The 21,483-nt window shown below is 64.4% G+C and carries 24 protein-coding genes and 1 tRNA gene; 18 read left to right on the top strand and 7 right to left on the bottom strand.

From position 1 onward, the window contains the following. Positions 1 to 22: 22 nt before the first annotated feature. The 8 genes from nrdR (at position 23) to ACOIX3_RS22230 (ending at position 7,262) form a co-directional block, all read left to right on the top strand. Positions 23 to 505 carry a transcriptional regulator NrdR gene (gene nrdR / locus ACOIX3_RS22265; RefSeq protein ID WP_176530931.1) on the top strand — a complete coding sequence of 161 codons (483 nt, stop codon included), beginning with the start codon at positions 23 to 25 and terminating at the stop codon, positions 503 to 505. Further along, positions 502 to 1,674, top strand: coding sequence for a bifunctional diaminohydroxyphosphoribosylaminopyrimidine deaminase/5-amino-6-(5-phosphoribosylamino)uracil reductase RibD (gene ribD, locus ACOIX3_RS22260; RefSeq protein WP_420964290.1), 1,173 nt, complete (start codon positions 502 to 504; stop codon positions 1,672 to 1,674). The genes nrdR and ribD overlap by 4 nt, the downstream gene beginning before the upstream one ends. After that, a complete protein-coding gene (locus ACOIX3_RS22255; RefSeq protein WP_420964289.1) occupies positions 1,674 to 2,282 on the top strand; it encodes a riboflavin synthase in 609 nt (202 codons plus the stop codon). The genes ribD and ACOIX3_RS22255 overlap by 1 nt, the downstream gene beginning before the upstream one ends. Before the next feature lie 213 nt (positions 2,283 to 2,495). After that, positions 2,496 to 2,987, top strand: coding sequence for a 6,7-dimethyl-8-ribityllumazine synthase (gene ribH / locus ACOIX3_RS22250; protein WP_092114727.1), 492 nt, complete (start codon positions 2,496 to 2,498; stop codon positions 2,985 to 2,987). A 2-nt stretch (positions 2,988 to 2,989) separates the two neighbouring features. Continuing rightward, on the top strand, positions 2,990 to 3,484 hold the full coding sequence (gene nusB, locus ACOIX3_RS22245; protein ID WP_092114726.1) for a transcription antitermination factor NusB: 495 nt from the start codon (positions 2,990 to 2,992) through the stop codon (positions 3,482 to 3,484). Positions 3,485 to 3,633: 149 nt separating this feature from the next. Next, positions 3,634 to 4,635 carry a thiamine-phosphate kinase gene (thiL, locus tag ACOIX3_RS22240; protein ID WP_420964288.1) on the top strand — a complete coding sequence of 334 codons (1,002 nt, stop codon included), beginning with the start codon at positions 3,634 to 3,636 and terminating at the stop codon, positions 4,633 to 4,635. Between the two features lie 223 nt (positions 4,636 to 4,858). After that, on the top strand, positions 4,859 to 6,979 hold the full coding sequence (locus ACOIX3_RS22235) for a sodium-translocating pyrophosphatase (protein ID WP_420964287.1): 2,121 nt from the start codon (positions 4,859 to 4,861) through the stop codon (positions 6,977 to 6,979). A gap of 127 nt (positions 6,980 to 7,106) precedes the next feature. Further along, positions 7,107 to 7,262 carry a hypothetical protein gene (locus ACOIX3_RS22230; protein WP_375789739.1) on the top strand — a complete coding sequence of 52 codons (156 nt, stop codon included), beginning with the start codon at positions 7,107 to 7,109 and terminating at the stop codon, positions 7,260 to 7,262. A gap of 74 nt (positions 7,263 to 7,336) precedes the next feature. Here ACOIX3_RS22230 and ACOIX3_RS22225 read toward each other — a convergent pair whose 3' ends face one another. Both ACOIX3_RS22225 and ACOIX3_RS22220 read right to left on the bottom strand, forming a co-directional pair. Beyond that, positions 7,337 to 8,344: a Bug family tripartite tricarboxylate transporter substrate binding protein gene (locus ACOIX3_RS22225; RefSeq protein ID WP_420964286.1), complete on the bottom strand. Its 1,008-nt coding sequence runs from the start codon at positions 8,342 to 8,344 to the stop codon at positions 7,337 to 7,339. 93 nt (positions 8,345 to 8,437) lie between these two features. Next, entirely contained in the window at positions 8,438 to 8,917 is a 480-nt protein-coding gene (locus ACOIX3_RS22220) for an outer membrane protein assembly factor BamE (protein ID WP_420964285.1), read from the bottom strand. A 137-nt stretch (positions 8,918 to 9,054) separates the two neighbouring features. On the opposite strand from ACOIX3_RS22220, the gene ACOIX3_RS22215 reads away from it, so the two are divergent. The 7 genes from ACOIX3_RS22215 (at position 9,055) to ACOIX3_RS22185 (ending at position 13,918) form a co-directional block, all read left to right on the top strand. Then, complete coding sequence (locus ACOIX3_RS22215; protein WP_420964284.1) at positions 9,055 to 9,606, top strand: ubiquinol-cytochrome C chaperone family protein; 552 nt, start codon at positions 9,055 to 9,057, stop codon at positions 9,604 to 9,606. After that, positions 9,603 to 10,190: a YceD family protein gene (locus ACOIX3_RS22210; protein ID WP_420964283.1), complete on the top strand. Its 588-nt coding sequence runs from the start codon at positions 9,603 to 9,605 to the stop codon at positions 10,188 to 10,190. Before ACOIX3_RS22215 ends, ACOIX3_RS22210 begins: the two co-directional genes overlap by 4 nt. Positions 10,191 to 10,511: 321 nt before the next feature. Beyond that, entirely contained in the window at positions 10,512 to 11,573 is a 1,062-nt protein-coding gene (plsX, locus tag ACOIX3_RS22205; RefSeq protein ID WP_420964282.1) for a phosphate acyltransferase PlsX, read from the top strand. Then, positions 11,570 to 12,547 carry a beta-ketoacyl-ACP synthase III gene (locus tag ACOIX3_RS22200; RefSeq protein ID WP_420964281.1) on the top strand — a complete coding sequence of 326 codons (978 nt, stop codon included), beginning with the start codon at positions 11,570 to 11,572 and terminating at the stop codon, positions 12,545 to 12,547. Before plsX ends, ACOIX3_RS22200 begins: the two co-directional genes overlap by 4 nt. Before the next feature lie 130 nt (positions 12,548 to 12,677). Continuing rightward, entirely contained in the window at positions 12,678 to 13,013 is a 336-nt protein-coding gene (locus ACOIX3_RS22195) for an integration host factor subunit alpha (protein WP_021079083.1), read from the top strand. A 123-nt stretch (positions 13,014 to 13,136) separates the two neighbouring features. Next, the gene (locus ACOIX3_RS22190) at positions 13,137 to 13,730 is read left to right on the top strand and encodes a MerR family transcriptional regulator (RefSeq protein WP_420964280.1); all 594 of its coding nucleotides are present in this window, start codon (positions 13,137 to 13,139) and stop codon (positions 13,728 to 13,730) included. Positions 13,731 to 13,840: 110 nt separating this feature from the next. Further along, a tRNA-Pro gene (locus ACOIX3_RS22185) sits at positions 13,841 to 13,918 on the top strand. 64 nt (positions 13,919 to 13,982) lie between these two features. On the opposite strand, the gene ACOIX3_RS22180 is transcribed toward ACOIX3_RS22185, so the two are convergent. Beyond that, positions 13,983 to 14,495 carry a MarR family winged helix-turn-helix transcriptional regulator gene (locus tag ACOIX3_RS22180; protein ID WP_171947606.1) on the bottom strand — a complete coding sequence of 171 codons (513 nt, stop codon included), beginning with the start codon at positions 14,493 to 14,495 and terminating at the stop codon, positions 13,983 to 13,985. A 451-nt stretch (positions 14,496 to 14,946) separates the two neighbouring features. Here ACOIX3_RS22180 and ACOIX3_RS22175 point away from each other — a divergent pair, with 451 nt between their 5' ends. Continuing rightward, positions 14,947 to 16,482, top strand: a complete 1,536-nt coding sequence (locus ACOIX3_RS22175; protein ID WP_420964279.1) for a porin — start codon at positions 14,947 to 14,949, stop codon at positions 16,480 to 16,482. 407 nt (positions 16,483 to 16,889) lie between these two features. After that, positions 16,890 to 17,102: a hypothetical protein gene (locus tag ACOIX3_RS22170; RefSeq protein ID WP_420964278.1), complete on the top strand. Its 213-nt coding sequence runs from the start codon at positions 16,890 to 16,892 to the stop codon at positions 17,100 to 17,102. A 144-nt stretch (positions 17,103 to 17,246) separates the two neighbouring features. On the opposite strand, the gene ACOIX3_RS22165 is transcribed toward ACOIX3_RS22170, so the two are convergent. Then, complete coding sequence (locus ACOIX3_RS22165; protein WP_420964277.1) at positions 17,247 to 17,378, bottom strand: hypothetical protein; 132 nt, start codon at positions 17,376 to 17,378, stop codon at positions 17,247 to 17,249. A gap of 238 nt (positions 17,379 to 17,616) precedes the next feature. On the opposite strand from ACOIX3_RS22165, the gene ACOIX3_RS22160 reads away from it, so the two are divergent. Next, positions 17,617 to 18,579, top strand: a complete 963-nt coding sequence (locus tag ACOIX3_RS22160; protein WP_420964276.1) for an SDR family NAD(P)-dependent oxidoreductase — start codon at positions 17,617 to 17,619, stop codon at positions 18,577 to 18,579. 173 nt (positions 18,580 to 18,752) lie between these two features. Here ACOIX3_RS22160 and ACOIX3_RS22155 read toward each other — a convergent pair whose 3' ends face one another. The 3 genes from ACOIX3_RS22155 to ACOIX3_RS22145 all read right to left on the bottom strand — a co-directional run bounded on the left by ACOIX3_RS22155 (position 18,753) and on the right by ACOIX3_RS22145 (position 21,469). After that, on the bottom strand, positions 18,753 to 19,220 hold the full coding sequence (locus ACOIX3_RS22155) for a GcrA family cell cycle regulator (protein WP_420964275.1): 468 nt from the start codon (positions 19,218 to 19,220) through the stop codon (positions 18,753 to 18,755). Positions 19,221 to 19,268: 48 nt separating this feature from the next. Next, positions 19,269 to 19,469, bottom strand: coding sequence for a hypothetical protein (locus ACOIX3_RS22150; RefSeq protein ID WP_016844973.1), 201 nt, complete (start codon positions 19,467 to 19,469; stop codon positions 19,269 to 19,271). A 173-nt stretch (positions 19,470 to 19,642) separates the two neighbouring features. Continuing rightward, positions 19,643 to 21,469: an AMP-binding protein gene (locus ACOIX3_RS22145; RefSeq protein WP_420964274.1), complete on the bottom strand. Its 1,827-nt coding sequence runs from the start codon at positions 21,467 to 21,469 to the stop codon at positions 19,643 to 19,645. Between the last annotated feature and the right edge of the window lie 14 nt (positions 21,470 to 21,483).

Below are 21,483 nucleotides of genomic sequence, written 5' to 3'. Positions count from 1 at the left end.
TCGCTCGTAAAGGTCCCGTCGGATGCGCTGCCCGAGCTGCAATTCTCTCGATACGCAGGTCAAGGACTCGCGTCCGACCGAGGACTCCGCCGTTATCCGCAGGCGGCGCGTCTGCATGGCCTGCAATTTCCGCTTCACGACCTTCGAGCGAGTGCAGCTGCGTGAGCTCACCGTGATCAAGCGCAACGGCCGCCGCGTGCCGTTCGACCGCGACAAGCTAGTGCGCTCGCTGCAGATCTCATTGCGCAAGCGCCCGGTGGAGTCGGAGCGGGTGGAGAAGATGGTGTCCACGATCGTCCGCGAGCTCGAAAGCGGCGGCGAGGCGGAGGTCTCCTCGGAGGCGATCGGCGAGATCGTGATGGAGCATCTGCGCCAGCTCGACGACGTCGCCTATGTGCGCTTCGCCTCGGTCTATCGTAATTTCCGCGAGGCCAAGGACTTCGAGGCCGTGCTCGACGAGCTGACCGGCGAAGACGACCCGCGGATCGCGACGTTGCGAAAATGATCTTCCGCATTCTGGAAGAGCAGCTCGGGCAGAAAGCCAAAGAGGCCAAGGAAGCTGCCAGGGAAACGGCAAAGGCCGCCGATCTGCGCTTCATGCAGCTCGCGCTGGCGCTCGGCCGTCGCGGGCTGGGGCGCACCTGGCCCAATCCGGCGGTCGGCGCCGTGATCGTCAAGGACGGCGTGATCGTCGGCCGCGGCTGGACCCAGCCCGGCGGCCGCCCGCATGCCGAGGTCGAGGCGCTGAAGCGTGCCGGCGACGCGGCGCGCGGCGCCACGCTCTATGTCACGCTCGAACCGTGCTCGCATTTCGGCCGCTCGCCGCCTTGCGCTGACGCCGTCGTTGCGGCCGGACTTGCCCGCGTGGTCTCGGCGGTCGAGGACCCCAATCCGGAGGTCGGCGGCAAGGGGCACGCCAAGCTGCGCGCTGCGGGGATCGCGGTCGATGTCGGGCTGTGCGCGGCCGAGGCCGCGCGCGATCATGCCGGACATTTCCGCCGCATCACGGACAAGCGCCCGCATGTCATCCTCAAGCTCGCGGTGTCCGCCGACGACAAGATCGCAGCCGGCGGCCACAGGCCGGTAGCGATTACCGGCGAGGCTGCGCAGAGGCGCGTGCATCTGTTGCGCGCGCAGAGCGATGCGATCCTGGTCGGGATCGGCACGGTCAGGGCCGACGATCCGCTCCTGACCTGCCGGTTGCCCGGCATGGCGGCGCGTTCGCCGGTGCGCGCGGTGCTGGATCGTGCGCTGCGGATCTCGGGCGACAGCCGCCTGGTGCATTCGGCGCGCGAGACCCCGCTCTGGGTGATGACGTCGGATCTTGCCGAGGCGCCGGCCGCGATGAAGCTCGGTGCTGCCGGCGCAGAGGTGATCCGCGTTGCCTCCGGCGCGCAGCCGGGGCTCGATCTGCCCGCGGTGTTGCATGCGCTGGCGGAGAAGGGCATCACGCGGCTGATGGTCGAAGGCGGCGCGCGCGTGGCAAATTCTTTCGTGGCAGCCGGCTTGGTCGATGAAATCTGGCTGTTGCGCGGACCTGAACCGATCGGCGCCGATGGCGTTCCCGCGCTGGACGCAATGCCGCTCGACGCAATCACGCAGTCGCCCGCCTTCCGCCTTCGTGCTAGCGAAACCCTCGATAACGACAGTCTCACCATCTACGAGCGTGCGTAATGTTTACCGGAATTGTCACCGATATCGGCGAGATCACCAGCTTGAAGCCGGTCGCGCAGGGGCAGCTGCACCGGTTGCGGATTGCCTGCGACTACGACCAGACCACGATTGCCGACGGCGCCTCGATCGCCTGCAACGGCGTCTGCCTCACCGTGGTCGCCTCTGGCACGGCTGGCGGCAAGACCTGGTTCGACGTCGATGCCGCGGCCGAGACGCTCGGCATGACCACCGCCAGGCACTGGGCGCAGGGTGGCCGGCTCAACCTCGAGCGCGCGCTCAAGATCGGCGACGAGCTCGGCGGTCATATCGTGGCCGGCCATGCCGACGGGATCGCGACCATCGTCAAGCGCGACGATCTGCCCGACATGGCGCGGTTCGAGCTGCGAACCAGCCGCGAACTGGCGCGTTTCATCGCCGCCAAGGGATCGATCACGCTGGACGGCGTCTCGCTGACCGTGAATACGGTCGACGATGTCACCTTTTCGGTGCTGATCATCCCGCACACGCTGTCCGTCACGACCCTGAGCGGCTGGAAGGCCGGCAGCGAAGTCAATATCGAGGTCGATCTGATGGCCCGCTATGCGGCGCGGCTGTCGGAGATGAAATAGCCTCGGCCTCGGCATTGCGGCCGGGACAGGCGTCCTTATCTGCCAGTTCACCTCGGGCGGCGTCCAGCCGGATGGCCTATGCATTGCGAGCGAAGCCGACCAGAAAATTCAGGCCGATCGCGGTGACATCCGGGCCAGTATTGCCCTTGGCTTTACCGCCTGCTGCGCCTAAAACGCAGCACAACTCCTCCCCAAGTTCCGATTGGTATTGCAATGGCTGACGCGCGGCGCGCACCCCTGAAGGACCAGACCGACATCACCGGCGCACGCGTGCTGATCGTCGAGGCCCGGTTTTATGACGACATCCAGGATGCGCTGCTGGAAGGCGCGCTCGCCGAGCTGAAGACAGCCGGCGCCAGCCACGATGTGATCACGGTGCCGGGCGCACTGGAGATTCCGGCTGCGATCGCGATCGCGATCGATGCCGCAGCGGCGAACGGCAAGCCCTATGACGCGGCGATCGCGCTCGGCTGCGTGGTGCGCGGCGACACCATCCATTTCGAGATCGTCTCGCAGGAGTCGTCGCGCGGATTGATGGATCTGGCCGTGAGCCGGAAATTCCCGCTCGGCAACGGCATCCTGACCGTCAACACCGAGGCGCAGGCCTGGGCGCGGGCACGTGCCAGCGAGTTGAACAAGGGTGGCGACGCTGCGCGCGCGGCGATCGCGATGCTGCGGATCAAACGCCGCCTGGCAAAGGCCTGACCATGGCTGACAACAAGAAGCCCGCGAAAGCCCCCGACAGGAAAGCCAACCGGCGCGGCGCGGCACGGCTCGCGGCCGTGCAGGCGCTGTACCAGATGGACATTGGTGGCGCGGGTATCAACGACATCTTCGCCGAGTTCGAGAGCCATTGGCTCGGCAACGAGGTCGAGGGCGAGAAATACCTGCCGGCGGAAGCGGCGTTCTTCCGCGATGTCGTCTCCGGCGTGGTGCGCGACCAGGCAAAGCTCGATCCCTTGATCGACGAGGCGCTGTCGAAGGGCTGGCCGCTGAAGCGGATCGATGCAATTTTGCGCGCGGTGCTTCGCGCCGGGTCCTACGAGCTCGAGCATCGCCGCGATGTGCCGGGCCGCGTGGTGGTTTCCGAATATGTCGACGTCGCGCACGCCTTTGTCGAGAAGGACGAGACCGGCATGGTCAACGCCGTGCTCGACCAGATCGCACGCCAGTTCCGCGGCGACGAGTTTGTGCGGGGTTAAGTTTTAGACGACGGCTCTTGCCGTAGCCGTCATCCTGAGGTGCCGTAGCGAAGCGGAGGCCTCGAAGGGTGGCGGCGTAGCTCGGTGGTGGAGCCGGCGCCGTGCATCCTTCGAGGCTCGCTCCGCTCGCACCTCAGGATGACGGGTTGATGACCGAAGCAAGCAAACCGACCTCCGGCGAAGACTCCCTCATCGCGCGCTATTTCAAGCCGCTGGCGACGGACCCCGGTGCGTTCGGCCTCGACGACGATGCCGCCGCGCTGCGGGCGGCCGGCGAGGACATCGTGGTCACCACGGATGCGATCGTCGAGGGTGTGCATTTCCTCAGCAACGATCCGCCCGACACGTTGGCGCGCAAGGCGCTGCGGGTGAACCTCTCCGACATCGCGGCCAAGGGGGCTGTGCCGGCCGGCTTCGTGCTGACGCTGGCGCTGCGCCGCGCCGAGGAGGCCTGGCTCAAGCCGTTTGCCCGGGCGCTCGGCGAGGATGCCGGCGATTACGGCTGCCCGCTGCTCGGCGGCGACACGGTCTCGACGCCGGGCCCGCTGATGATCTCGATTACCGCGTTCGGGCGGCTGCCCCAGGGCAAGATGGTGCACCGCGCAGGCGCAAAGGCCGGCGACCGCGTGTTCGTGACCGGGACGATCGGCGATGCCGCGCTTGGCCTCGATGTGCTCCAGAGCGGTCCGGTCGCGGCCGCACTGGCCGACGATGCCGCCGGCCGGGATTTTCTTGCCGCCCGCTACCGTGTTCCGCAGCCGCGCAACGCCCTTGCCAAGGCCGTCCGCAGCTACGCCAGCGCGGCGATGGACGTGTCCGACGGTCTCGCCGGCGATCTGGCCAAGCTTTGCGCAGCCAGCGGCGTGACGGCCGTGATCAACGTGCCAAGCATCCCATTGTCGCCAGCGGCCGCGGGGCTGCTTGCGCGCAAGGCAATCGGGTTCGAGAGCCTGGTCGCTGGCGGCGATGACTACGAACTCTTGTGCGCGGTCCCGGGCGATCGCGCGGACGCCTTTGTGCGCGAGGCACGGCAGGCCAAGGTCGCGGTCACCGCGATCGGCGGTCTCATTGCAGGCCAGTCACCGCCAAGCTTCCTCGACGGACAGGGCAGGGAACTGGCGCTGAAGCGGCTGTCCTACAGCCATTTCTAGAACGTCCGGCCGAAACGCGCCGACTTTCCTTCTAAATTGCTGCCGATATCGGCGTTTTCGGCCGTAGGTGGCGTTGCACAGCGGTAACGATTTTGGCAAGGTCGCGCCCGATTTGAGGCAATCCGTTTTTGGGGAGGATTGTCCTCGCAAAATAAGCGCCTGCCGCCCCCTAGCGGCACAAAGAAGGCGCGGGGGTTACATCAAGGATCTGAGGCAACATTCAATGACAGCTCTATGGTTGATTGTGCTCTGCGGGGCGCTTTCCATCGTCTACGCGATCTGGGCGACGCAGTCGGTCTTGAACGCGGATGCGGGCAATGCCCGCATGCAGGAAATCGCGGGCGCGGTGCGCGAGGGTGCACAAGCCTATCTGCGGCGGCAATACACCACGATCGGCATGGTCGGTATCGTGATCTTCGTGGTGCTGGCCTACTTCCTTGGCCTTCTGGTGGCGATCGGCTTTGCGATCGGCGCCATCCTGTCGGGGGCGGCCGGCTTCATCGGCATGAACGTCTCGGTGCGCGCCAACGTCCGCACCGCGCAGGCGGCGACCACTTCGCTGGCCGGCGGCCTCGAACTCGCCTTCAAGGCGGGTGCAATCACCGGCATGCTGGTTGCCGGTCTCGCGCTGCTCGGCGTCACCATCTACTTCATGGTGCTGGTCAAGTTCATGGGGCTGGAAGCCGGCAGCCGCACCGTGGTCGACGCCATGGTGGCGCTCGGCTTCGGCGCCTCGCTGATCTCGATCTTCGCCCGTCTCGGCGGCGGCATCTTCACCAAGGGTGCTGACGTCGGCGGCGACCTCGTCGGCAAGGTCGAGGCGGGTATCCCGGAGGACGACCCGCGCAACCCGGCCACCATCGCCGACAACGTCGGCGACAATGTCGGTGACTGCGCCGGCATGGCGGCGGACCTGTTCGAGACCTATGCGGTGACCGCGGTCGCCACCATGGTGCTCGCGGCAATCTTCTTCGCCAAGACGCCGATCCTGGTGAACATGATGACGCTGCCGCTCGCGATCGGCGGCATCTGCATCATCACATCGATCATCGGCACCTTCTTCGTCAAGCTCGGCGCCAGCCAATCGATCATGGGTGCCCTCTACAAGGGCCTGATCGCCACCGGCATCCTGTCGCTGGTCGGTGTCGCGGCCGTGATCAACTGGCTGATCGGCTTCGGCAAGCTCGATGGCGTCAGCTTCACCGGCATGGCGCTGTTCGAGTGCGGCGTGGTCGGTCTCGTCGTCACCGGCCTGATCATCTGGATCACCGAGTACTACACCGGCACCGACTATCGCCCGGTGAAGTCGATTGCGGCCGCGTCCGTCACCGGTCACGGCACCAACGTGATCCAGGGCCTCGCGATCTCGATGGAGGCGACCGCGCTGCCTGCGCTCGTCATCATCGCCGGCATCCTGGTGACCTACAGCCTGGCTGGCCTGTTCGGCATCGCGATCGCGACCGCCACCATGCTGGCCCTGGCCGGCATGATCGTCGCGCTCGACGCCTTCGGCCCGGTCACCGATAACGCCGGCGGCATCGCCGAGATGGCGGGTCTGCCGAAGGAAGTGCGCAAGTCGACCGACGCGCTCGACGCGGTCGGCAACACCACCAAGGCGGTGACCAAGGGCTACGCGATCGGCTCCGCCGGTCTCGGTGCGCTGGTGCTGTTTGCGGCCTATAATGAGGACCTCAAATTCTTCATCGCAGACTCTGCCAACCACCTCTACTTCAAGGGCGTCAATCCCGACTTCTCGCTCAACAACCCCTACGTCGTGGTCGGCCTGCTGTTCGGCGGCCTGCTGCCGTATCTGTTTGGCGCGATGGGCATGACGGCGGTCGGACGCGCCGCCAGCGCAATCGTTGAAGAGGTGCGCCGTCAGTTCCGCGAGAAGCCCGGCATTATGCAGGGCACCGACAAGCCGGACTACGGCAAGGCGGTGGACCTGCTGACCAAGGCCGCGATCAAGGAAATGATAATCCCGTCGCTGCTGCCGGTGCTGTCGCCGATCGTCGTCTACTTCCTGATCTATGCGATCGCGGGCGGCGGTGCGGCCGGCAAGTCGGCGGCATTCTCCGCGGTCGGCGCCATGCTGCTCGGCGTCATCGTCACCGGCCTGTTCGTCGCGATCTCGATGACCTCGGGCGGCGGCGCCTGGGACAACGCCAAGAAGTACATCGAGGACGGCCACTACGGCGGCAAGGGCTCTGATGCCCACAAGTCCGCAGTGACCGGCGACACCGTCGGTGATCCCTACAAGGATACGGCGGGCCCGGCGGTCAACCCGATGATCAAGATCACCAACATCGTGGCGCTGCTGCTGCTGGCGATTTTGGCGCACTAAGCGGTACGACAAGATTGAATGCAAAACCCCGCGGTGCAAGCCGCGGGGTTTTTGTTTTGCATGGACTTCGTTCGGTGTACTGCCAAGTCCACCGAAAACCAGACGCGAACAAAACGGAGATCAATCGATGTCGCTCTCATCCGCCCGGAACTTTGCACTCCGTGCCTCCAAGTCGCAGGATCAGAAGGAGGCCATCGAGCTGCTCTCGCAGGCGATCCTGGAACTGGCGATGTCGATGGAAGCAACCGACGCGAAGATCAAGAAGATCAACAAGTCATCGTAGTGTGAGCCGCACTGCGCTCTTCCTGTCATTCCGGGTTCGATGCTTCGCATCGCCCCGGAACGACGGCTGCGCCGTCACTTGACCTCCATCTGCAAGCCTTCCTTCTCGATGATCGCGGCGAACTTCCTGGTCTCCGCATTGACGAAATCAGAGAATTGCTGCGGCGTGCCGTAGTCGGCGCGGGCGCCCATGCCGGCGATGTTCTTCTTGACGTCGTCGCGCTCCAGCATCGCCTTGATCTGGCGGTTCAGCTCGTCGACCACGGGCGCCGGTGCCGTCTTCGGCAGGAACACGCCGAACCATGAGGCGACGTCGAACTTGGCAAGCTCCGGCGCACCCTCGCGCATCACAGGCAGATTGGGCGCGGACTCGCTGCGCTCGGCCGTGGTGACGCAGAGCCCGTTCAGCTTACCGTCCTGCACCTGCGGCAGCGACGGATAGAGATTGTCGAACAGGATCTGGATGTCGCCGGCGAGCCCGGCCTGTAGCGCGGGGCCCGCGCCGCGGAACGGCACATGCGTCATCTTCAGCCCGGTGAGTTGCAGGAACCAGGCGCCGGTGAGGTGAGGGCTCTGGCCGGTGCCGGACGAGCCGTAGGTGAGCTTGTCGGGGTTCTTCTTGAGGTACGCGATCAATTCGGGGATCGACTTGATGCCGGTCGATGGATGCGCCGAGACGATGTTCGGGATCCGGATCATGTTGGAGACCGCCTGCAACTGGTCGGCCTTGTAGGTCAGGTTCCGGAAGATGCTGAAGGCGATCGCGTTCGGGCCGGGATTGCCGATCAGGATGGTGTGGCCGTCGCCCTTGCTGCGCGCGACCTCCGCGGTGCCGATGGTGCCGCCGGCGCCGGAGCGATTCTCCACCACGACCGACTGGCCCCAGAGCGGCTGCAAATGCGCCGCCAGAAGCCGCCCCATCACGTCGGTCGAGCCGCCGGCCGCCGCCGGCACGATGATCCGGACCGTCTCGGACGGCCGCCAGTCGCCGGCACCGAGACTGGCACGCGGCAGGATCGCCGCCGCCGACCATGCGGCCGCGCCCGACAATACCGTGCGACGGGAAAATCTCTTGGCTCTCACGCGCGTACCCCTGCTCAGGCTTCTTGTTTGCGAGCAAGCGTAGGGGACCGCTTGCCCGTGGGGCTAGCGACAAACTGGCGCAGTCCTTAAGCTCTAGTTGAAGCTCAGCAACTTGAAGAGCGGTGTCAGGTAGGACATTTCCTGGCCCGACGTCGGCGTGGTCCGGCTGACGAAGTCGAAGATCTTGCCGTCCTTCAGGCCGTAATTGGCGAGCCGGCGCACCTGGCGGTTCTTGTCGAAATAGACCGCGATGACGCGCTGGTCGACCACGCGCTGGTTCATGAAGGCGACCGGGCGCGAGGTCCGCTGCGAGATGTAATAGAACACCTCGCCGTCGAGCGTTGCGACCGTCGAGGGCGTGCCGAGCACGATCAGCACCTGATCCTGGCTCGCACCGATCGGAATCTGCTCGAGCGCTCCGTCGGGCAGGATGTAGCCCTTCTGGAATTGCTCGCCGGCGCAGCCGCCGAGCGCGGCGGCGCAGAACAGACCAACGACCGCGATAGCGCGGAAGCGCGTGAGGAACCCGCGCGCGGAAGCCGCGCGGGGCTGTCGTGAAAGGGTGTGGGTCATCGGCGGATCTGATCCGTCCTCTTGCATCGGCCGGGGCATTGACGTACCGGGCAGCTCAATGGATTGCAATCATGCCGGCGTCCTACGGGCGCCCCCTCAACAGGCGTCCCTCTGGGGACCGGCAGCCGGAACCCGCTATGCTTTGGCCGTTCAATCACTTCAGAAAACCCCGGGTGCCCGCGCGCAGCACCATTGAGACCATCTATGGCATGATCGTGACGCAGGCGCGAGAACCGTTGTTTTACCGTGACTTGGGCGTTCCGGACACGGTTAATGGCCGTTTTGACCTGCTTCTGATGCATCTGTGGCTGGTGCTGCGGCGCTTGAAATCCGCGGAAGGCGGCGCGGGGCTGTCGCAGGCCCTGTTCGATCATTTCTGCATCGACATGGACGACAATCTCAGGGAAATGGGCGTCGGCGACCTCACAGTGCCGAAGCGCATGCAGGCGTTCGGCGAGGCTTTTTATGGCCGCACCGCGGCCTACGACCTGGCGCTGACCGACGGCGACGAGGCTCTGGCCCAGTCGCTCTGCAAGAACATCCTCAATGGTCAGAACATCGACAAGGCCCGCGAACTGGCCGTCTATGCCAGAGAGGCGATGGCGGTGTTGGCGCGCGCGGACCTCGCGGCGCTGACCCAGGGGGCATGGCGCTTCCCGGCGCCGCAGACTGCGAGGACCACGGCATGAGCGGCGGCAGCACAGCACGGCCCGATGCGGCGCGGGACCCCTGGCGCGTTCTCGTCAACGTCGCGCAGATCCCGGATACCGGGCTGCATCGCGAGATCGTGGCCGACGAGGCGACGCGCAAGGCGATCGCCGAGGTCGGCGAATTGCGCGAGGTCGTCTCCGCGCGGGCGGCGTTCGATCTGCAGCCCAAGCGCGACGGCAGCTGCCATGTCACCGGCCGGGTTTGGGCGAGGGTCGGGCAGACCTGCGTGGTGACGCTCGATCCGATCGAGAACGAGATCATTGAGCCGATCGACGTGGTGTTCGCGCCGCCCGAGCAGATCCCGGAGATGGCCGATCTCGTCGACGACGCCGAGCAAGGCGACGAGGAGACCCCGGACCCGCCGGAGCCGATCGTCGGCGGCTTCATCGACATCGGCCGGCTCGCCACCGATGCGCTGTTTCTCGGCGTCGATCCCTATCCGCGCAAGGCGGATGCGGTCTTTGAACAACAGGTTGAAGCGCCTGATCCGGAAAATCATCCCTTTGCGGCGCTCAAGGCGCTGAAGGAAAAGGCCGACGGCAAGAAGCCGAAGGGGAGTTGAGGGAAGTAGAGGGCAGCCAGCGCCAACATTTGAGGGGATGGCTGCCTGCAGGCCTGCGCGAGGGGGATTCTTAGTTACTTCAAATGCGCGTCATAATGCTTTGAAATATCATGTATTTTTGGTAGGTTTTGATGTGTCGCGTGACGGTTCGGCGCCTCGGTTGTTTGTGGTCAAGAGGTTGTGTCGGACCGCGGACACGCTATTGTCGCGGCCCGGCCGGGACGCGAGTTCGCGTTTCGCCGCGCGCCGTTGACGGCGGTGACTTCAAGCTCGCGGTCTTCATCTGAAGGGCTGTGGGAGAGCAAGGCTTCCGGGACGTTCATGCCTCATAAGGTTCGAATCGCGCTTGACGCCATGGGGGGCGATGTCGGCGCATCGGTGGTCATTCCCGGCGCCGCGATCTCATTGAGCCGTCATCCCGACAGCGAATTCCTGCTGGTCGGAGACCGGGCCCTGATCGAGCCGGAGCTTGCGAAACATCCTGCGCTGAAGGCGGTATCGAAGGTGATCCATACCGACGTCGCGGTGAAGAATGACGAGAAGCCGAGCCAGGCGCTGCGGCGGACCCGCAGGGCGTCGTCGATGTGGCTGGCGATCGATGCGGTGAAGCACGGCGAGGCCGACGTCGCGGTCTCCGCCGGCAACTCAGGCGCGCTGATGGCGATGGGCAGCATCAATCTGCGGACGTTGCCGGGCGTCGACCGCCCGGCGCTCGCTGCGGCGTGGCCGACGCTACGCGGCGATTCGGTGGTGCTCGATCTCGGAGCCTCGATCGGCGGCGACGCCCGCCATCTGGTGACGCTCGCGGTGATGGGCAGCGCCATGGCGAGCGTGCTGTTCAATCTCGAACGGCCGACTGTCGGCCTGCTCAATATCGGGTCCGAGGAGATCAAGGGTCACGGGGAAATCCGCGAGGCCGCCGAGATGCTGCGCGCGATGAACGCGCCCCAGTTCAACTATATCGGCTTTGTCGAGGGCGATGCGATCGGCAAGGGACTCGCCGACGTGATCGTGTCGGAAGGCTTCAGCGGCAATATCGCGCTCAAGGCCGCCGAGGGCACCGCGCGCCAGATGTTCACGCTATTGCGCGAGGCGATGTCGTCGAGCTGGCTGGCGCGGATCGGCTATCTGTTTGCCCGCGGCGCGTTCCAGAAGCTGCGCGACAAGCTCGATCCCAACAAGTCGAATGGCGGCCTGCTGCTCGGCCTGAACGGCGTGGTGGTCAAGAGCCATGGCGGCATCAACGCGGAAGGCTTTGCCTATGCGGTGGATGTTGGCTATGAGATGGCCCACTACGATCTCCTCACCAAGATCAATCAGATGCTCAACCGCGATGGCGGCGCCCTGGTAAAGGCGCAGACCGCGCAGGAGGCTGTCTCGTGACTGCGATACGTTCGGTAGTGCTCGGCTGCGGCTCATATCTGCCGGAGCGGGTTTTGACCAATGCCGAACTGGCGAGCCGAATCGACACGTCCGATGACTGGATCGTGCAGCGCACCGGCATCAGCGAGCGGCACATCGCCGCCGATGACGAGTTCACCTCGCATCTCGCCATCAACGCGGCGCGCGCCGCGCTCGCCGATGCCAAGATCGACGCCCAGTCGATCGACCTGATCGTGCTGGCGACCTCGACGCCCGACAACACGTTTCCGGCGACCGCGGTCGCGGTCCAGCACGCGCTCGGCATCAACCACGGCGTCGCGTTTGATCTGCAGGCGGTGTGCTCCGGCTTCGTCTTTGCGCTGACCACCGCGGACAATTTCCTGCGCGCCGGGGCCCACAAACGGGCCTTGGTGATCGGCGCCGAAACCTTCTCGCGTATCCTCGACTGGAACGACCGCGGTACCTGTGTGCTGTTCGGCGATGGCGCCGGCGCGGTGGTGCTGGAAGCGCAGCAGCATCCCGGCACGACGGACGATCCCGGCGTGCTGACGTCGCATCTGCGCTCGGACGGACGCCACAAGTCGAAGCTTTTCGTCGATGGCGGTCCCGGCTCGACCAGGACGGTCGGCCATCTCCGGATGGAGGGCCGCGAGGTGTTCAAGCACGCCGTCGGCATGATCACCGATGTGATCGTCGATGCGTTCAACGCCACCGGCTTTACCGCCGACGATATCAATTGGTTCATTCCGCACCAGGCCAACAAGCGAATCATCGATGCCTCGGCCCACAAGCTGCATATTGCGCCGCAGAAGGTGGTCTTGACAGTCGACAAGCACGGCAACACCTCGGCGGCCTCGATCCCGCTCGCGCTGTCGGTCGCCGTGAGGGACGGACGCGTCAAGAAGGGCGATCTGGTGCTGTTCGAGGCGATGGGCGGCGGCTTCACCTGGGGTTCTGCGCTCGTGCGCTGGTAGCGCACCGTCAAAGAGTATCGGCAGGTTGCCGGCATCTTTCCAACGCCCGGATGCTGGTCGCTGTTGACCATTGCGCGCTAAGCTTTTAATTTCAGTCAAGAAATTGTTCGCCGAGAGTGCGGGGCAGGCGATGACCACGGGAACCGGAAAAACAGTGACGCGCGTCGATTTGTGTGAGGCGGTCTACCAAAAGGTAGGTCTGTCGCGCACGGAATCGTCGGCGTTTGTCGAGTTGGTGCTGAAGGAGATCACCGATTGCCTCGAAAAGGGCGAGACGGTGAAGCTGTCCTCATTCGGCTCCTTCATGGTGCGCAAGAAGGGCCAGCGTATCGGGCGCAATCCAAAGACCGGCACCGAGGTGCCGATCTCGCCGCGGCGGGTGATGGTGTTCAAGCCGTCGGCGATCCTGAAGCAGCGGATCAATGGCCATGCCGTCACCAATGGCGACGGCAGCAAGGCCGACTAGCGCGTTTTCAAGCGAAGTGGATACCCGGTTCGCGTGAAGAAAACGCGCCAAAACCAGAATCCGGAGCCCCGTTTCGATCGGAACGGAACGGGCTCCAGGCATTGAAGCCAGAGGAGCGGGCATTTGGACAAGGCGCCGGATGCGTTCCGTACCATCAGCGAAGTCGCAGATGAGCTCGATATTCCCCAGCATGTGCTGAGATTCTGGGAAACGCGCTTCGCGCAGATCAAGCCGATGAAGCGCAGCGGCGGACGCCGCTATTATCGCCCCGACGACGTCGACCTGCTCAAGGGCATCCGCCGGCTGCTCTACGGCGAGGGCTACACCATCCGCGGCGTGCAGCGGATCCTGAAAGAGCACGGCATCAAGTCGGTGCAGGGTATCGCCGACCAGACCGCCGCCGTCTCGTTCGGCGCGGTCGAGGAGGCGGTCGGCAACAGCATGGCCGAGCCCGACGATCTCGAGAGCAATGACGGCCTCGATTTCGACGGCGAGGAGGGCGACGGCGACGAGGGGGGAATCGACTACCGATTCGTCGATCCCGACGTGGATCCGATCCTGTCGACCTACAAGGCGCACGCCCACCCGGGCAAGGCGTCGGCTCCGCCGCCGGTCCGCCCGACCGTTCCGCCAGTCGATCGGGAGCGGCTCGAACGCGCGCTGCAGGAGCTGGTTGCCTGCCGGCAGCTGATCGACGCGGCGATGAAGGACGGCTGAGCCAAAGAAGCTGCCAAGCAAGCTGCCATGGGAACCGGGGCCGGATTGCAGCCCCTAAAGGGCCTGCTGCGCCTTGCGCGAACGCAGGATCGCAGCTAATGGAACGGCATCGGAGCGTGGCGCAGCCCGGTTAGCGCACTAGTCTGGGAGACTAGGGGTCGGAGGTTCAAATCCTCTCGCTCCGACCATTTTTCAAAGCATGCGATGTTGAGAGAGCATTCGGGCGTTGTTTGCCGCCCGATGCGGCAGTCGTCAGGTCTCGAAATCCATCGCGGCGATCAGGCATGCCTTTTCCATGCGGTTATTGAGCATCGCAAGCTTGGCCGTGAACTCGGCCAGTTCGGGCTCGCTGAATTCCTCGAACACGGTCTTCTTGAATGCCTTGTGCTGGTCGGCGAGGCCCGCCAGATGCTTTCGGGTCTTGTCGGTCAGCGACAGGCGGACCACGCGCGCATCGGCCGGGGAGGACGCGCGGCGCAGCAGCTCCTTCTGCTCGAGCAGCTTGGACTGCGTGGTCACGAACGACGGATCGACGTGCAGCAGCTTCGACACCACGTTGATCGGCACGCCGTCATCCTTGTCGAGGTCAGAGATCGCGATCAGGATCATCCATTGCGGACCGCTGACGCCAAGCGCCTTGCCCCAGAGCTGGCGGACCCGTTCGAGATGCGAGTTGATGGACGAGATCTCGAGCGTAAAGCGTTTGATGATGTCGAGATTCTCGATGGCGCGCAGGCGCGCCTGATCCTTCCTGGTCACTGACACAGCTTCCCCTTCCCTAGGTGCCGACTCAGCTTTGTGCTGATTTATTTCTTGATTCCTGCGTCGACGGGACGTTTTTTCTAGTAAGTCGCTCAGGAAGGCAAGTGAACGTAAAGCAATTATGATGCGTATGTGACGGTTCGGCTATTTGGGGTGCGACAAATTTGCCCATGCAGGTAAGGGGCTTAAGTCGAGCGTTGCCGGCGAGACACAGTGTGGCCGCATTCGCATTCCTGACTTTATAAACTATTTTGATTGGGCAACTCGCCCATGCATATTGAACCCGGCGGTAGGGGAATCTCGATCGTCCCGTTGCGGTGATCGTTCAAGTCCGTAGCACCACAGATTGATCTGAGGGTGCGAGGTTTGGGGAAAACGGTCTTGGACAATGCGGGAGGATCACGGGGCGCTCGCGACCCGGACTCTACGCATATGAGCAACTTGGAGGTTTGATATGAAATTGGCGAAGAGCCTTATTCTGGGCTCAGCCGCTGCGCTGGTCGCGGTCGGCGGGGCACAGGCAGCCGATCTTCCCGTTAAGGCCAAAGCGGTCGAATACGTGAAGGTTTGCTCCCTTTATGGTCCGGGCTTCTACTACATCCCCGGCACCGACACCTGCATCAAGCTGGGCGGTTTCGTTCGTGCCGACGTCGTCGTGAACGGCAACAGCGTCTACGGCCCGAACGTCAACGGCGCCAGCGGTGCCAACAACCGCTTCACCAACGGCTACACCTGGCGTTCGCGTGAAGACTTCAACATCGACACCCGCACCGCGACCGAGTACGGCGTGGTCCGGACCTATTTCGATGCGGTGTTCACCTGGACGTCCGACTCCTACACTGGCCAGGGCAACGGCTCGTCCGTCTACTCGGCGATCGGCACCGCTGCGGCGCCGAACAACGCTGGTTCAGGTAACGTCGCTGCCGGCTCGGTCGGCGTCTACTACGCCTTCATCCAGTTCGCCGGCTTCACCATGGGTAAGGCGGTCTCGCAGTTCGCTGCTCCCTGGAACGGTTATCCGGGCAACAACTACGACGGTCTCGTCGGTGGCGTGAGCACCACCAACGGCATCAACCAGTTCACCTACACCGCACAGTTCGGCAACGGCGTGTCGCTGGCTCTGTCGGCGCAGGACCAGGTTGCGTACATGCAGGCTGGCGTGAACAACCTCGGCGTCGGCGGTGCTTACGGCTCGAGCGACTACGCCGGCACGATCGCGCCGGACTTCGTCGCCGCGCTCAAGGTCGACCAGGCTTGGGGTATCTTCCAGGCGTCGATCGCGGCGCATGACAACCATGCTGCCTACTACGGCGGTACGGAGCTGACCGGTCATCCCGACGACAAGTGGGGTTGGGCTGGTGCACTGGCCCTGTCGATCAAGAACATCCCGACCGGACCCGGCGACACCATCAACGTCCAGGGCGTCTACACCGACGGTGCGACCCGTTACAACATCCAGGAACTGGCCAGCCAGTTCAGCTCGGTCGCCATCTACGGCGGTTCGAACCTGCCCGGCGTCTATCAGAGCGTTGGCTTCGGCACGGCACCCGACACGGTGTTCGGTCTGAACGGTCAGCAGCAGTCCATCAAGACCTGGGGCTTCCGTGGTGCGTACACCCATAACTGGGATCCCTACTGGAACACCAGCTTGTACGGTGCCTACGCTGCGGTCATGTATAACGACACGGCCAAGTCGCTCATCTGCGGCGTCGGCGGCGTCGGTGGCACGTTCCGCACCGCCTTCGGTGGCGGCGCTGGCGTGACCAACTGCAACCCCGACTACAACATCGGGCAGATCGGCGTGATCACCCGTTGGACCCCGGTCAAGAACCTGACCTTCTCGGCCGACGTGACCTACGTCCATCTCGATCAGAAGTATGCCGGCACGATCACCACCTCGTCGGCTGGTATCGGCAAGCCGGTCGCGACCTACGAGCTGAAGGATCAGGACACTGTCCAGATGCTCTTCCGCGCTCAGCGCAACTGGTAATGCCGGTTGATCTGATCAAGATCTAACAGAACCCCGGCAGGCAACTGCCGGGGTTTTTTCTTCAGCTGGGATAGGTAGCGGAAGATTGGCTGCGTCATTTCGGTCCAGGCGAACAACGAAGACGTGCCATGCGATTCATTCGCGCCAAATTTATTTACTTACCTGATCTACTAAACTATATACGTGGCGGCCAACACATTGAATGATGGCTCTTAGCTCATGCTAAGCCTCCCAAACCTCCGGCAATGCCCTGCCGGAGGTTTTTGATTCAAGGCATGGACCGCCTCCGACGATCGTGACGCGCACGGCCGTCGCAAACAGCTGCTCGCAGCAGGGCCCGCACCGTCTGATCGATTCGATGTCGTCAAGATTTGACGGAATCGATCCGCAGTGCATTCTCGTCAGTCATGGGACGCTTCAAGAACAGCCGCCTGGCTCGCATGAGCAGCGGCCATTACTGCTTGATCCGGGATCTCGGGCTGGTGAAGGGCGGCAAGGGGTTGCGGCATCATGAGGTTGTCATCGACTTCTCGTGGCGCGGCCTGCTCAAGCTTGTCTTGAGCGCTGCCACCGGCGTCCTGCGGCGGCGCGCGCCCGTGCAGATCGAGACGGCCGAATAGCACGGAACGGTCCTGCGCTCCGACTAGGCGTTCACGGGGGCGCGGACAAGCGTTCGAGATCGAGCGATATCATCTCGGCATCCGGGAGCGCGCATGCGATGACGATGCATTTTGCCACGCCGCTTCTGCGCTTGTCTGAACTGATCAGCGTGAGCTGTCGGCACAGGCGCCTTCGCGCGGCTTCGGCGGTATGACCTCGGCGGCAGCAGCCGCAGCGGCAATGCCGGCCGCGATCGCCATCAACGTCGTTGCGACCAATCCATTCAAGATCTGCACGATCGTTGTCTCCGCTTGTCGATATCGGATTGTTCGCTGCGCGGAATGATTTCGTTACAGCGCCGGCTGCCTTGATCTGCTGCCGTCGGCACAGTTGCGCGTGAAGGGCGGGCGCCGTTGCTGCGCGATAATTCGGTGATGTAGAGTGCCGCAGCCAAGCGGCTGGGACTGCGATCCGCGCTCCAGCCGAAACCAAGAACAAGCAGGCAAGAAGAATCAAGGAAGGAACGGATCTCACATGAAGGATTTCGCCGGAAAGATTGCCGTCATCACCGGTGGCGGCACGGGCATGGGGCGCGAGCTGGCGCGGCAGCTCGTCGCTGAAGGATGCAATGTCGCGATGTGCGACGTCTCGGCCGAGGCGATGGCCGAGACCAAGCGGCTCTGCGAGGTCGAGAAGCTGCCGCAGGGCCTGCGCATCACCACCCACGTTGCCGACGTCTCGATCGAGGATCACTACAAGCGTTTTCGCGATGAGCTGATCGAGCAGCAGGCGACCGACAAGATCCATTTGCTGTTCAACAACGCCGGCATCGGCGGTGGCGGCAGCCTGTTCACCAACACGCGCGAGCAGTGGGAGCGCACCTTCAACATCTGCTGGAGCGGCGTCTATCTCGGCGTCCGCACCTTCCTGCCGCTGCTGGTGAAGGCCGACGAGGCGCACATCGTCAACACCTCGAGCGTCAACGGCTTCTGGGCGTCGGTCGGCATGGGCGTGTCACACACCGCCTACAGCGCGGCGAAGTTCGCGGTGAAGGGATTCACCGAGGCGATGATCAACGATCTCCGGCTCAACGCGCCGCATGTCAAATGCTCGGTCGTGATGCCTGGCCACATCGGCACCTCGATCGTGTCGAACTCGCGCAAGGTGCAGAATGGCGCCGACCAGCTCAATCCCGACGAACTCAGGCAGGCCCGGCAGCGTCTGCAAGGGCAGGGCATCGACGTCGCCAAGATGTCAGATGCCGACATCCAGCAGCTCGCGCTCGACCGTGCTCGCATCTTCCATGACGAGGCACCGACCTCGGCGGCTGCCGCCGCCAAAATTATCCTCGACGGCGTGAAGGCCGATCGCTGGCGCATCCTGGTCGGCGACGATGCGCATCTGCTCGACGAGCGCGTGCGCAACACCCCGGAGCAGGCCTACACGCCGGAGTTCTACCAGGGCATCGTGGCGGCGACCGGCTGGAAGGTCGGGTGACGGCGCATCCCAAGGTCCGTCACCCTGAGGAGCGCGTAGCGCGTCTCGAAGGGTCGACGGCCCGGCTGCTGGCCGTGCATCCTTCGAGACACCGCTTCGCGGCTCCTCCAGCGACAAAGGCGAAGCCTTTGCGCGGGGATGACGGGGTTAGATGCTTTTGTGATGCGACCAAACTACCCGCGCATCGCGCGCTGGCGTGATCCCGCCTGATACGCAAGGCGGTAATGCCCCGAGCAATAGGGCATGCCGCCGAGCGGCGTGTTGCCGCAAAAACAGAAATCATCGGCGCCCGGCGTGCTGATCGGCCAGCGGCAACGCTGCTCGCTCAGCTCGAACAGCGAGCAATTGTTGGCGCTGACGATCGGCGCATCGTCGGGCACTTGTTCGTAGACCGCCTGAAGCAACCGGAGCTGCTGCTTCGCGGTCGCCCGTTGCGCGGCGTGGCCGTTGGATTTCTTCCGCCTTGCCCGGCGTTCGTCCGGCGTCGTGCGCGTGAGGTTCAGGCGCGACAGCTTGCCGATCACCGCATTGCGGCTGACGCCGATATTCGCGGCGATGTCGCGGCAGGAGAGACCGGCTTCAAAGTAGATCTTGAGTTGGTCGACGCGCTCCGGCGTCCAGGTCGGCTCGATGGTAATCATTTTGACGGTTCCACGTTCTGTTGAACCGCCGCGCCGACGCACACGCCGTCAGGGCGTGCGTCCGTTGTCGCGGATTGCAAGCAACCCGTCCTTGATGGCGAGCCGAATGCCTTCCTCGATCAATGTCCGTGCGACGCCCGGGACGCTCGTGCCGTGGGTGCCCTGTCTCACCAGCTTCTCGAGGTAACCTATGGTCGAGAGTGCCAGCGTGACCGGGACGCGGTCGGTTTCGGCCTTTTCTGTAGCCATGAGAAAACGCTTAACCCTGAACGCCTGTACTGAAAAGTAGCTATTTAGAGTCTATTTAGGAATATGGCAGTCCGTCAAGCCATGAGCTGCGAAACTGGACGCGCACGCTCGCGCGCGCCGGAAGCTGGTTCCGGCGCGCTGCCGCTGTCAAATTAGCTAGACAAATGAGTGTGTTAAGATCGTAACTCGACCTTGACTGGGAACTTCTTGAGAAGCCGCTCAGCGGTTTCGGCCTTGTCCGCGGGCGCGCTCACGCTCAGGTACAGCCCGCGGGATGGGTCGGTGATGGCCTCCACACTGACCTCGCCGGACAAGCCTTCTCGAGCCAGTAGCTCGCGCGCGGCCTCGCCGGCGGCGATCTCGCGCAGCTTCGGCTTGAAGATCTTGCCGACCGGCGTGACCGGCATCTCCGCAATCACCGAGACCACGCGCGGCCGCGCTGGCGGCTCCAGGATGTTGTCCTGCACGAAGGCGGCGAGCGCGTTCGGATCGATATGGGCGCCGGGCTGCGCCGAGACGAACAGCATCGGCACTTCACCGGCATAGGTGTCGGGACGCCCGACGGCCGCGGCCAGCGCCACGCCCGGAAACGCCAGCGCGGCATCCTCGATCGCCCGCGGGTCGATGTTGTGGCCGCCGCGGATGATGACGTCCTTGGCGCGGCCCAGGATGTAGACGAAGCCGTCGGCGTCGATCCGGCAGATGTCGCCGGTGCGCAGCCAGCCGTCGCGGAACGCCTCCTCGGTCTGCTTCTTGTCGACGTAACCGGCGAACACCTGCGGGCCCCTGGTCAGGAGTTCGCCGACCGGCGAGGGCCACGGCCCGGTGTGCAGCTTGCCGCCGTCAAGGATCGCGAGTTCGACCAGCGGATTGCGGGTGCCGACGCTCTCGGCGCGCGGCTTGACGCCGTGCACGTCGTGGGTGATGGCGCCGGCGAGCTCGGTCATGCCGTAGAGCTGCTGGATGCAGGCACCGCCCCAGGTCGCAAGATAACGCCGTTCGATCTCCGGCGGGCAGATCGAGGCCCCGGTGGCGGTGACGCGCAGGGTCGAGATGTCGCTGTCCGCGACAGGGATGTCGGCGAGCGCTCCGAGCGTGGTCGGCACGTTGCCGGAGATGTTGACGCGGTATTTCTCGACGATCTTCCAGAAATGCGTGATCAGCGACGGATCGCGGGCGCCGGCCGGGCCGGGGATGAAAATCGTCGTGCCGGCGGAAAGGCAATTGGCCGTCGTGCAGAACAGGCCGCCGACATGGAACAGCGGCATCGTGATCATCGCCCGCTCGCCGCGATGGAAGTCGAGTGCCATGCGCGAGGACACGGTGGAGGCGACCATCGCGCGGTTGGTGAGCCGCGCCACCTTTGGATGACCTGTCGTGCCGCCGGTCGGCAGCATCACCGCGACACGGTCGGCCTCGCTCATGTCCTTGGACTTGCCGTAGTCGTCGCGCCACGCGGGATCAGGCCGCAGCACCTCGCCGTCGAACGCAATGCTGCCGTCAAGCGGCACGATCACGATGCGCTTGAGCGACGGCACCTCGCGCTGCAAGCCTTCGACCCGCTCATAGAGCCCGCCCGGCATGCCGGGCGGCGGCGCCAGCAACAGCTTTGCCTTGATGGCGTTGAGCTGGGCGATGATCGCCTCGCGCGTGAACAGCAAATTGAGCGGCTCGGCGACACCGCAGGCGGCTGCGCCGAAGATCGCGACCACGGTCGCGGGGCAGGCCGGGACCAGGACGGCGACCGCGTCGTCCTTGCCGATGCCGTGCTTACGGAAATAGTTTTCGGCGGCCTTGATGCAGCCCATCAGATGATCGTTCGAGATCACGACCGGGTTGGGATCGAGCGGCGAACGCAGATAGATCGCGGCTTCGGCGTCCGGCGCGCCCTGCGGGCCACGGGCAATGAGATCGAGGATGCGCGGGCAGGCGGCGAGCGTCTCCTGCATCTCCTTGTCGCGCGCAGCCTCGTCGGCCGGCGAAAGCCTGTCCTTGAGCATATCCGTCCCCGTCC

This window comes from Bradyrhizobium sp. B120, assembly GCF_049075665.1.
GTDB lineage: Bacteria > Pseudomonadota > Alphaproteobacteria > Rhizobiales > Xanthobacteraceae > Bradyrhizobium.
Note: the sequence above shows the minus strand (reverse complement) of the source record. Positions and strands in the feature narration are given on the sequence as shown.